The organism is Sporosarcina sp. ANT_H38 (genome assembly GCF_008369195.1).
In the GTDB taxonomy this organism is placed as follows: Bacteria; Bacillota; Bacilli; order Bacillales_A; family Planococcaceae; genus Sporosarcina.
On record NZ_VOBC01000002.1, the window covers coordinates 172539 to 185479 of the forward strand.

Below are 12941 nucleotides of genomic sequence, written 5' to 3' on the forward strand. Positions count from 1 at the left end.
TGTTCTCTCCTATATAAATACAACAAATGACTAGTTCTACTTATTGCGAAGGCGCCTTAACAGGTCTAGCCTTCGCTAAAGTAGATCCTTTATCTCAACTACGATAGTCTTTACTCAGACAAAGGAACAGATAGTGGATGTCCCAGACTTACGCGAGTTCCAAAGCGATTTCCATCATTTTTGTAAATGCGGTTTCTCTTTCTTTTGTCGTCGTTTGTTCATCTTTAAAGATTAAATCACTTACCGTTAATATACATAACGCGTTAACGCCGCCATGTGCAGCATTCATATAAAGGCCAGCTGCTTCCATCTCGGCAACAAGGATGCCCATTTCACTCCATTTGTGTAATGCCGTGGAATCTGCATTGTAAAACATATCGCTGGAAAGTACATTTCCAATTTTAACGGCATAGCCTTTTTCATCTGCTACTTTCTTCGCTTTTTCTAGCAATGTGAATGAAGCAATATTAGAATAATGTCCTGGTAAATTAAATTGGCTTACATAATTAGAATCTGTTGATGCTCCCATAGCGAAAACGATGTCGTATAACTTTAAATCATCTTGGATGGCTCCAGCAGAACCGATGCGAATAAGATTCTTCACGCCGAAAACGTGGATTAGCTCCCATGAGTATAGGCTCATACTAGGTGTACCCATCCCTGTTCCCATGACTGAAATCCGCTTCCCGTTGAATGTGCCTGTATAGCCCAACATGTTTCGTACTGAGTTAAACTGCACAACATCCTCAAGGTAATTGTCTGCAATGAATTTCGCCCTTAATGGATCTCCTGGTAAAAGGATTGTCTCCGCAATCTCTACCCCGTTCGGTTGAATATGTGGTGTTTGTTTAAATTCTGAAGTTGTCATTTTACATTCTCCTCATAGTTTAATATTAGTGTGTTTCAGTTACCATCTACTACCGCAAACATTGAATACGCTTTCATAAAATGTCAAAAATGAGTACCATAAGTATTTAATCTAAAATAGACGACGATGTATAGTTGTCTAATAAGTTGTCTAAATACTTCATAAGGCAATACTATCACTTGATTTTAATTCTGACAAGAGAAATAATTCTTTCACGTGTAGGTGCTTTTTTCTAACAGGGACACACATAAGCCGATTATAGAGAAAGACTCATAGTGAAACATTCCTGTGCTTGACACAACGGTAAACAATTCACACTCCTGATTGAACATACAAAAAAACCAGACAATCACCAATTTGTCTGGTCTCGACTCTATTACTATGCAATCAGTCGTTTTTTTGTTGGTATAGAACCATTTATATATGCTTCATCTCAAGTATGTATTCTAAATTGTATCGTTCGCATCGCCATTGGTCAGTCCCCGACTGAAAGCCATTTTTCTTTGAAATCGAGTGCTGGGAGTGGGCGGCTGAAGAAATAGCCTTGCGCGTAATCACAGCCAATCTCATCCAAGAAATGATATTCTTCTTGTCCTTCTAGACCTTCAGCTATGACTTTCAAATCGAGTTCTTTTGCTATCGCTATAATCGTTTTAACAATGGCTTTGTTCTCATCGTCTCGATTCATTCCAATCACAAATGATTTATCGATTTTCAATGAATCAAGTGGATATTTTTTCAGATAGCTGAGCGATGAGTATCCTGTTCCAAAGTCATCCATAGATAGACTTATACCCAGTTTTTTTAATGCATCTAACTTTTCAATCATCGCCTCTGCATACATCGCAATACTTTCAGTAATCTCTAACTCAATATAGGTCGCACCAAGTGCAGTGTTCTCAATAGCGTTTTTCACCTTCTCTAAAAAAGTTGGATCGAGTAACTGCCTCATAGATACATTAACACTCACTTTTAATGGCCTATATCCTTCTTTTTGCCAACAAGCATTTTGTTCAAGTGCTGTATTCAGTACCCAGTGACCTATTGGAATAATCATTCCTGTCTCTTCTGCAATTGAAATAAATTCATCCGGAGGAACTTGTCCAAGTGTTTCGTTATTCCAGCGTATAAGAGATTCCATCCCTATGATTTCATTTGTTTTCAGATCCATAATAGGCTGATAATAAAGTTCAAATTCTTCATTATCTAGAGCGGTTCGTAATTGTTTTTCAATCATCATTTTCCTGTAAAATACTTGATGCATTTCTGATGTAAACAATTGAAAGTTATTTTTCCCTCTTTCTTTCACATAGTACATTGCAGTATCTGCATGTTTTATTAAGGTATTAGCGTCATCCCCATCATTTGGAAAGATGCTAATTCCAATACTAGGTGTAATGAAGTAATCACTACCAGCGATTATAAAGCTGTTTCCGAATTCCCCTATTAATTCTTTGGCAAAAGCTTCACTATCAGTCGCATTATAATGTGGAAGTAAAATGGTGAATTCATCTCCACCGAGACGATAAATCTCTGCACCCTTATGGCTTTTCTTTAGTAAGTTTTCAATACGTCTCGATACTTCTACTAATAAGAGATCACCGACATCATGTCCGAGAGTATCATTGATGTATTTAAATCGGTCTAAATCGAGAAACATAATTGCATTCTGACTTGCCTCGGTTTTAGCTTTTTCTAGAAAGTTAGTTAAATTCTCATTGAACACTCTTCGATTTGGTAACCCTGTTAAAGCATCATGATTGGCTTGGAACTTGATTTCATCTTCATATTGCTTTCGTTCCGTAATGTCTGTTGAAACAGCAAGTAGCGCTGAGCTATCATTTATATTGATAGGTACTTTGATAGTCTGTACCCATAGTACTTCTCCTGATGCGGCTGTAACGGACTCCTCTCTCATGAAGCGTTTTTCTGGTAACTTGAATAAATCATTCTCTTGATTGGGCGTCTTTTTCCCTACAAACTTGTCTTTTTGTATGTCATAGTCAGTTTTCCCGATCATATCTTGAATGTCCCTTCCCATTAACTGAGCATATGATTGATTCATAAGGGTATAACGGCCATTTTCGTCTTGAGCATAGATGTAGTTTGGATTTAAATCAATGACTTGGAATAAAAACTTTTTTTGCTCAGAGAGCTTCTTATTCATGTTGTTTACGATATCAAGATGCATTCGGCTCGAAAGGATTAATATGGAAAGAGCATATACTAGCAATGCAATTGAACTTGGGAACAATCTTGTCGATGGAAGCATATTTAAGGTGCCTATTGCATATCCAATTGACGAAAAGACACTAAAATAAACTAAAAATGATCGTATACTCTTATTTTGTACATTTAGACTAATCAACAAACAGATAGTCATACTAACTATAAAAAGAATAACATTAGAATTAAAAATCCATGATAGCTCTCCATAAACAGGAAAGTAAAATGTATTTGAACCAATTTGCATCAGTTCTAATCCACTGATCCCTTTATGACTCCATCCGCTTATGTAAACAAGAAAGGCCAACCCATAGAATAATAGAACGGTAGTACGATTTACAAAAAGACGCCACTTCTTTTTTAGATCATTTGGCAATATTTCATGAACAATTGTATACCCTATATAGAAAATCGTTGGCGTAATCATAATAGAGCCAAACCGAAAGAGCTTGAAAAAGATTTCAATGGTCTCTTCTTTAAACAGATCAGACGAATACAAAAATGCAACATCTAATTGCCAGAATGCTATCATTAGAAGAAATAAAAAAATAATTTTTGATAGTTTATTTTTTTCAAATAAAACTAATAGCGTAATTCCAACACATATAGGAATAAAAGACAATAAAATAAAAAAAATAAAAAACATGTAATGTGCCTCCTATGTATGTGTCAGTAATAGACAAGCATTATTCCCGCTACTCCCATGACTAGTTATGCATACAGACTCAACAGTTTGATGCCTTGTTTCATAAACAATTGGTACGTCTTCAAATCCATTCCCTTTTGTTTTAATTGTAGGAGGGATAAAGCCGTATTCCATTGACAGCAGGGATGAAATGATTTGCATTGCTCCCATTGCACCAAATGTATGTCCAATCATTCCTTTTATTGAAGTGATTGGAACGTCCGTACCAAAGGTTTCCATAAGGATAAATCGTTCAATCTGATCATTTGTTTGTATACCAAGTGCCTGACTGTTTACATAGCTTGGTTTAGTATTTCCAACGGCTTCTTGAAAAACTCTGAGCATATGTCTACCAGTTTCATCATAGCCTAATAGTTTTTGCCCTTCATTTCTTGAAATCACACGTTCAATTTCCCCATATATCTTTTGTTCGCGCGCTTGTGCAGATTGTCTCCGCTCTAGAACGATTACACCAGCCCCCTCGGCTAAAACAAAGCCTCGATGCTTCGTTGAAAATGGGACTCCAGCTTGATCGATAGAGGTCTCCGTTGAGAGTGATCTTATTTTTTTAAAGCCATTGATTGTCCATTGGCCTAAAGGGGCATCTGTTCCTCCTACTATGCAAGCATCTACAGTCCCATTCTCAAGTAGGAGTTTTCCCATCAATACTGCATCAATACTGGCAGTGCATCCTGTTGTTAATGTGAAGGCAGGCCCACAAGAACCAATCGCCTCAGCAATAGAACCTGAGACTGTGTGCGAATCAGCAAATGAAACCCCCTGAATTGGGGTTTTTTTAAAATCAAAAAAATCAGTAGAGTATTGTTCAATTTCAAGAATTGCGCCAGCAGATGTTCCTATAATTACAGCAACACGTTGTGGCTTAAAATAATCTAAATTCGACATGTTAGATGCATCCATTGCAGCAGCAATCGCCATTCTTACAAAACGCGGATATCGTTTGTAATTTTTTCCATTTATCTCAAGAAAATCTTCTTCTATCAAACCCGCAACGATAGTAGTGTGAGGTTGACTTTCATTTTTTATAATGCTCTGTGTACAGATACCTTTATCTAATACATTTAAAAAACTAATTTTATCACAAACACCAGGAGCTTTAATGCCATACCCCGTTATTACGATATCGTCCAATTACATCACCTTCAAATTTCGACTTTATTTTATTATATACGACACAATTACGAGAGTCTATGTTCCTAAGCCTTAAGACTCACTAAGGTAATGCATATTTAGATACCTACTGTCTGGCACCCTATAAAACAGGGGATAATAACCAATTTATGTTTTTATTCAGATGGGTAAAAAGACTTGAATTGGAGATGACTACTTGTGTGTCTGTCTGTGCAACAAACAACGACGAACAATTCAATCAATCGCATAAAAATTCTAATAACATTAGATATTGAAGTAAATACTTAATCCATGCCTTATAAATATGTAATTGTAGTGTATTGTTGGAATAGTGTCATGCACAGGTACCTAACTTATATTGATTGCTTTTCTTCCAGCAGATTTAATGGCGATAATTGGATTGAAAATAAAAAAATCTCCAGCCATGTTTCGGCCAGAGGACTCCTTTTATTCACTCCCCGAATTGTCTGACTAGCGCCTGAATTGTGTGGTGCACAGGTATCGTTTTTAATCAGAATAGTACCACGCACATGCACCTAAAATTAAACAACAAATCATTCAACTCTCCAACAAAACTAAATCATCCTTCGTAATTTCTTTTTCGAGCGCAAGCCTATTTTGTTTATTGCTCGCCACAGCCATTCGATAATCGACTTTACGCGTCATTTCTTTCGCTATTTTTTTAGCAAGACCGGCATTTCCGAAATGACTATCTCTACGCGCATAAATCTCTTCATAGTGACGAATTAATGCACTCTTTGCTTCATCTGTTATGCCGTACCCTTTACTATAGAGGTCGGTAATCTCCATTAATTCCTTTGGTGTATAATCTTCAAAATGGAACGTTAGTCCGAAACGTCGACGGAGTCCGGGGTTGCTGTCTAAGAAACGATTCATATCTTTTTCGTACCCTGCGGCAATTAATAGGAACTCGCCTTGTCGATCGGACATTTTTTTCAGCAACACTTCCACTGCTTTTTTCCCGAAGTCATTCTCTCCACCACTCGCAAGTGTGTACGCTTCATCAATAAACAACGCACTACCCATCGCTCGTTCAATCAGCCCGGCTGTCAGCTTCTCCGTTTCACCAATATGACTACCGACTAAATCGCTGCGATCTACTTCAATCAGATCGCCTCGTTCTAATAATCCAAGCGCTTGATAAATACCAGCGAGCACACGACCGACCTCGGTTTTACCTGTCCCTGGTTTACCAATCAACAGCGTGTGGTTCATCAATTTCTCTGTAGAATGATTTTCTCGTTTGTAGTATCTCATTAATTCAATCATTTTATCTATTTCAGCCTTCACAGAACCAAGGCCGATAAACTGATGGAGTTCTGCACGTTTATGGGCGAGTAGTACTTCATCGATTGGAACTTCGTACGTCTTCACTCCACGCTCTTGTACCGCTTGTACAACGTCTTGTTCTTCAAACGTCGTCAATACCTTTTCCGTCCACTCTTCACGCGGAAGTTTCGCAATTCTCATCGACTGAGCAAGCCCGATTTGATCGTATAGTATACGTGCCATTCGAGCGTTACTAAATGTTTCATCACGCATACGATAACGTTCCACGAACTCCTCATAAACTGCTTGTTTGGCAGCAGGAGTAAGCACATAGCTTCCTTCACACTGGCTTAAGAAGATTTGAAGCAACTGATCTGGTGTATAGTCTTGAAAGTGAATCTTTTCAGTAAAACGATCTTTCAATCCCGGATTAGACGCTAGGAAACTGTTCATTTCTTCGGTATAGCCTGCCGCGATGACAATGAATTCACCGCGAGAATTTTCCATTGCAGGAAGCAACGTTTCAATTACTTTTTTACCGAAATCATTACTAGAATTGCCCCCTGCTACAAGCGTATACGCTTCGTCTATAAAGAGGACACCACCCATAGCTGCCTTAATAATTACTTTCGTTCGTTCTTCTGATTCACCAACATGCGTTCCAACGAGATCTTCCCGCTTCACTTCAGTTACGTGGCCTGTCTTTAATAAACCTAGTTCCTTAAAAATATTTCCTATAAGCCGAGCGACTGTCGTTTTACCAGTACCCGGATTACCTTGAAAGACCATATGAGGCGCTACCATCGGATTAGCTTTCATTCCACGCTCTAATTTGAATTGATTAATGTCGCTTACGTTTTTAAACTCCTGGATTTTGTTCTTCACATCTTCCAGTCCAATAAACCCGTTCAAACCATTCATGAAAACATCCATCTGATCAGTAGGTGATGAATCTACAGTAGAGGAATGTCCAGCACTGCCGCCTAATTTACTAGTGATTGGTGGAACCTGCAAGTCCGTATCAGTGAGCACAGGAACACTGTCATCCCATCGAACTAAATCTCCTGCTTGGTTGTTCTCAAAAGAACAGTCGTTAAGAACCGGAACCGAACGCTCGAGTCTCAGTCCAGCCTTCTTTCCATTCATCACTTGCACCCCAGTGAATACAGCATCCGAACAATCTTGCAAGATGATTTGATCATCTTGATGACCATGTACTCGAGTTACCGTCACTTCAGTACGCTCCACCTGACTCAAGACGATTCCTGACGATTTACCGTCATAGATTTCACACTCCGTTATAAAGACTTCTGCAGATTCCGTTGCTCTAATTTGTGGCTTTTTATGATTGAACAAAATTGACCGTTCTAATGAAATAACTACTTCAGGACCTGCAAGTATGCCGTTCTTATCGCCACTCGATATTTTACAATCGGTAATTTCTGCTTTCGCCGCAGCACTGAGTAAAACGTTGGATCCCTTATGACCGAAGATGATGCAATTGGCTGCCGTCAACTCGGATTCTTTCACAACTATCCCTGCACTATCCCCACTCTTTACTGCGGTATTCGACAGAATTACTTCCGATTGTTCAGAAGCAGAAATCTGTACACCACTATGATGGCTAATAAGTGAATCCGAAATAGTCACTTGACTACTTGTCACGTAAATTCCTTTATTGTTTCCACTCTCAATTTCACAACCCAGAATCGTGAACACGCTTTGAGTAAACGCAGAGAGTTGCGTCATCTGATTGTACTTCACTTCAGATTCGATGAGTGTACACGTGGAATTTCCGGACACAATTCCTCTAGACTCACCCGAAAGGATCTGTGTTTTTGTAATCGCGAGTTTGCTTTGTTTGTTACAGGAAATTTGGTCTCCTTTTTGGTTTTTAAACTGTGAGTCGGATAGCTCAACTGATGAACCACTGACGTTCATTCCTTCAGCCTCACCATTTTCAAACGTACTTGCCTCGACTTCGATATGGGATCCATTCGTAAATGCTACATGCTCCAAACTTTGGTTTTTAAAGACACAATTTTTCAGGACACCCTTAGATTGATCACAATAGATTCCTTGGACATGTCCAAAATAAAAATTCGTACTTTCTACGTCCATAGAACTGTCTTGTTCCAAACGAAGTTGAACCCCGCGATTTCCGATGAATGAACTTTGGGTGATTGTTGCCCGACTCGTTTCATACAAGCAAAGGCCTTCTTCTTGCCCACTTAAAATCCCGGAATTCGTTACCGCTACTTCTCCTCCCGCGCGCACACTAATTTGCGCAGACTTGATCGTGTCTTCTACTATGCATTCGAACAAAGCCAAACGCCCTAATACCTCAATCCCTTGTATGTTTTTTTGAAAGATCGAATGCTCTGCGGATACTTTTGCAGCTGCATCAACTCGCATTGCAACTCCTTGAATCTCAGAGAAAAGACAGTGGTGAAGCGTTACATCTCCTGATTCGATATGTAAACCATAGTCCACTGGACCAGTGCCTCCTCCAATACTGATCGATTCGATACGCACTTCTTCCGTTGTCGCGATACGAACACTTCCTGGTAGACGAACTGATCTCGCTTCACCTTCTGAACTTCGAAGAACGAGCAGCTTATCGATTGTTACATGTTCATCATAAACACCTTCATCAACTTCCACTGTATCTCCTGGTAGAGCTGCCTCTACTGCAACCTGAATGGTTTTGTAGTTGGATCCTTCACGCTGAGACACTTGAATAATTGCCACGTATCTTCCCACTTTCTATTAGTAAATTCAATTGATTTCTATACTTTGTATTTTTCTAAACACAATTATACGAATGAGTTCTATCATCAGTTAAGTATACTAGTAAGCCTAGGGACAGAGTAAAGAACTGCTTGTGAACAAGAGTAGATAGCAAAATTTTAAGGTAAACTTTAAAATCGGTACCTGTGCAAGAAACAACGACAAACAATTCAAATAATTAAATGAAAATGCAAAAAAGAGTAGATATTATAGTAAATACCTAATCGAAGACTTATAAATATATAATTGTGGTGAATTGTCAATATAGCATCTTGCGCAGGTACCTGACACTATACAGCAGACAACCCATTGGTGGCCCATCTTTACGAACGCTTTCATACACATCTATTGAGACAAAAGAATCGGTACCTATTATGTTAAATAGATAGTTGGCAAATGAAAAAAACATTGTTTTCAGGGGTTAGGAGAAGTAACAATCACTGAACTTCCGATATACAATCCCCACCAAATAGTGAAAGCCAACTGTGCTTGACACTACGGTAAACAATTCACACTCCTGATTAAACATAAAAAACCAGACAATCACCAATTTGTCTGGTCTAGATTCTATTATTATGCGATTGTAATGAATTAACTAAGTAGTTTCTTGCACAAGTACCTAAAATTAGCTACCGTCTGTAAATAACCGATTTTCGTATAGAGCACTTCATCTCAGCGCTCCGTTTTTACCGAATTAAAATGAATTCATTTTTACTTCAGAGGCCTTTTTCAAGTTTCCAAAGTTCACATACCTAATTTCGTCACTATTAATACTCACACAGTTGCGAGTATCCAACACAAGCGGTTGTTTCGATTTTCTCAAAATCACTTCTTCATCCAAATTCTTGAATTCATTATGATCTGTCAACACTAGAATACATTCCGAATCCTCAATCGCTTCTTCGAACGACAATATCTTGAATTTCACTTGTTCTTGACTCACATGTGGATCATGGACACCAAGAGTATATCCTTCTTCCAATAACTTCTCTACAATCTCCATTGCGGGGCTTTCACGAACGTCGTCTATATTACCTTTGTATGTAAGCCCCAAAACAGCAATCTTTGAATTACTATTATTCACACGCTTACCAACCTGCTCTACCACAAAGTCAGGCATAGAATTGTTTATCGCCCTTGCTTTAGCAATCAACTGGGATTCATCTGGTGCTTTTTCGATGATGAAGTATGGATCTACTGCCAAACAGTGACCCCCTACACCAGGTCCTGGCAGATGCAAGTTTACACGCGGGTGCTCGTTAGCGAGTCCTATAACTTCGAGCGCATCGATTCCCAGCTTTTCAGAAATCTTCACCAACTCATTTGCCAATGCGATGTTCACATCACGGTAAGTGTTCTCCATCAACTTGGACATCTCTGCACTCAAAGATGAAGTTCGAAGTAAATCACCTTTTACAAAAGTTGCGTACACTTCAATGGCTTTGTCTGTCGAAGCGTCATTAACACCTCCGACAATTCGGTTGTTTTCAACTAGTTCTATTAGGATTCTTCCTGGTAAAACACGTTCTGGACAGTGAGCCAAGAAGATATCCTCCCCAACCCTCCAACTAGCTTCCTCGAACAACGGTGCTACTACGTCATTGATTGTCCTTGGAGGTATCGTTGACTCTACAATGACTAAATTACCTTTCTGAACTTTACCAAGCACAGATTTTGTAGCCTGAACTAAATACTCAAGATTTGCGGTATTATCCTTGTTATGAGGTGTTGGTACAGCGATGATGAAGCAATCTGCACCTTCTACCTCAGTAGAAGCTCGCAAATTCCCGCACTCTACTGCCTTCTCGACCATTTCCTGCAAACCGATTTCTTCAATATGTATTTGGCCTTTATTAATCATATCTACAGCTTTTTGATTGACGTCTACTCCATGCACTTGCCACCCGTTATTTGCAAACATCGCTGCTGTCGGTAGGCCGATATAACCTAATCCGACCACACATAGTTTTTTCATACTTTTCACATCTCTTCTACTAATAATTTTGCCTATCAACACTTAAACCGAATACTGCTCTTCAAAATAATTCTCATAATCCCCGCAAATAATTTGCTCCCACCATGCTTTGTTATCAAGATACCATTGAATCGTTTGGGCAATTCCAGTTTCAAATGTATAGGTTGGTTTCCAGCCTAACTGTTCCAATTTCGTTGGATCAATTGCATAACGTTTATCGTGGCCTAGGCGATCAGCAACAAATTCTATTAGCTCTTCTGATTTCCCTAAAGTACTAATAATTGTTTTCACAACTTCTAAATTTGTGCGTTCATTGTGTCCACCTATATTATACACATCACCATTAGCACCTTCATGTAGCACTAAATCAATCGCCGTACAGTGATCTAATACATGTAACCAGTCACGAATGTTTTTACCATCACCATACACAGGGACTTTTTGTTTATTCAAAACTCTCGAAATCGTTAAAGGAATCAACTTCTCAGGGAAGTGGTATGGCCCATAATTATTCGAACAACGCGTAATATTAACAGGTAAACCATATGTCTCATGATAAGCACGTACTAGTAAATCAGATGATGCTTTACTTGCACTGTATGGACTATTCGGCTGTATAGGTGTATCTTCAGTGAAAAATGTTGTAGGATCAAAATCAAGCTCTCCATATACTTCGTCAGTTGAGACATGTACAAATTTTGAAACGCCGATTTTTTTTGATGCCTCAAGTAATACCTGTGTCCCCAATATATTGGTCTGAACAAAAATCCCTGGATTTGTAATTGAACGATCAACATGACTTTCTGCAGCGAAATGAACGACATAGTCGAATTTTTCTTTCTCAAATAGGGAGTTTATAACTTCACGGTCTGCAATATCCGCTTTAACAAAATGATAATTAACCTTTTGCTCAATTTCACGATGTTTCGTTAAATCTCCAGCATATGTTAGTAAATCTAAATTATAAATATCATACTGAGGATATTTATCTACCATGTATTGCACAAAATTCCCACCGATAAATCCTGCTCCGCCGGTCACTAAAATATTCATGGATTTATATTCACCTCATTTTTCTTTGGAGATTCAGCAATTTCTTTTAAATACTGTCCGTACTCAGTTTTTAATAAGGGACTAGCTAGTTTTTTTAATTGTTCTTGATTAATATAGCCTCTACGGAAAGCTATCTCTTCAATACAAGAGATATAAAGTCCTTGGCGCTTTTGTACAGCTTCAACAAAATTCGAAGCTTCAAGGAGAGACTCATGTGTACCTGTATCCAGCCATGCTAAACCACGTCCTGCGAGCTGAACAGTTAGTGTACCTCTCTCAAGATAATGATTAATTACTGAGGTGATTTCCTTTTCTCCTCTAGCAGATGGTATAACTTGTTTTGCTATGCTTACTACATTATTATCAAAGAAATATAAACCTGGAACGGCATAAGAAGACTTTGGCTTTTCTGGCTTTTCCTCTATTGAAATTGCCTTTAAATTATCATCAACTTCGACAACGCCGTAGGCTCGTGGATCTTTAACAAAGCATCCGAAGATTGTCGCACCTTCTTCTAATTTAGCGGCATCCATAAGACGATTCCCAAAGTTTGAACCATAAAAGATATTATCACCTAAAACTAATGCTACAGAAGAATCACCAATAAACTCTTCACCAACTATAAATGCTTCAGCTAAGCCATTAGGCTGCTCTTGTATAGCGTATTCAAAAGACATTCCAATATCACTACCATCACCAAGCAGTTCTTCAAAAACCAAAACGTCCCTAGGTGTTGAGATTATCAAGACCTCTTTTATTCCCGCTAACATTAAAACAGACAACGGATAATAAATCATTGGTTTATCATAAATAGGTAGAATTTGTTTCGATATAGCCTTTGTTAAAGGGTAAAGACGAGTACCAGAACCCCCAGCTAATATAATTCCTTTCATAATATCTGC

Annotated in this window: 7 protein-coding genes; all 7 read right to left on the reverse strand. The window is 38.5% G+C overall.

Annotation, left to right across the window (positions count from 1 at the left end):
* Nucleotides 1-148 precede the first annotated feature (148 nt).
* On the reverse strand, nucleotides 149-868 hold the full coding sequence (gene deoD / locus FQ087_RS13030; RefSeq protein WP_149581024.1) for a purine-nucleoside phosphorylase: 720 nt from the start codon (nucleotides 866-868) through the stop codon (nucleotides 149-151).
* A gap of 475 nt (nucleotides 869-1343) precedes the next feature.
* A complete protein-coding gene (locus FQ087_RS13035; protein WP_149581025.1) occupies nucleotides 1344-3740 on the reverse strand; it encodes a sensor domain-containing protein in 2397 nt (798 codons plus the stop codon).
* Nucleotides 3741-3752: 12 nt separating this feature from the next.
* The gene (locus FQ087_RS13040; protein WP_149581026.1) at nucleotides 3753-4931 is read right to left on the reverse strand and encodes a beta-ketoacyl synthase N-terminal-like domain-containing protein; all 1179 of its coding nucleotides are present in this window, start codon (nucleotides 4929-4931) and stop codon (nucleotides 3753-3755) included.
* Nucleotides 4932-5489: 558 nt separating this feature from the next.
* Nucleotides 5490-8972: a right-handed parallel beta-helix repeat-containing protein gene (locus FQ087_RS13045; protein WP_188006742.1), complete on the reverse strand. Its 3483-nt coding sequence runs from the start codon at nucleotides 8970-8972 to the stop codon at nucleotides 5490-5492.
* Between the two features lie 733 nt (nucleotides 8973-9705).
* Entirely contained in the window at nucleotides 9706-10986 is a 1281-nt protein-coding gene (locus tag FQ087_RS13050) for a nucleotide sugar dehydrogenase (protein ID WP_149581028.1), read from the reverse strand.
* A gap of 42 nt (nucleotides 10987-11028) precedes the next feature.
* A complete protein-coding gene (gene rfbB, locus FQ087_RS13055; RefSeq protein ID WP_149581029.1) occupies nucleotides 11029-12039 on the reverse strand; it encodes a dTDP-glucose 4,6-dehydratase in 1011 nt (336 codons plus the stop codon).
* Complete coding sequence (rfbA, locus tag FQ087_RS13060) at nucleotides 12036-12932, reverse strand: glucose-1-phosphate thymidylyltransferase RfbA (RefSeq protein WP_149581030.1); 897 nt, start codon at nucleotides 12930-12932, stop codon at nucleotides 12036-12038. The genes rfbB and rfbA overlap by 4 nt, the downstream gene beginning before the upstream one ends.
* Between the last annotated feature and the right edge of the window lie 9 nt (nucleotides 12933-12941).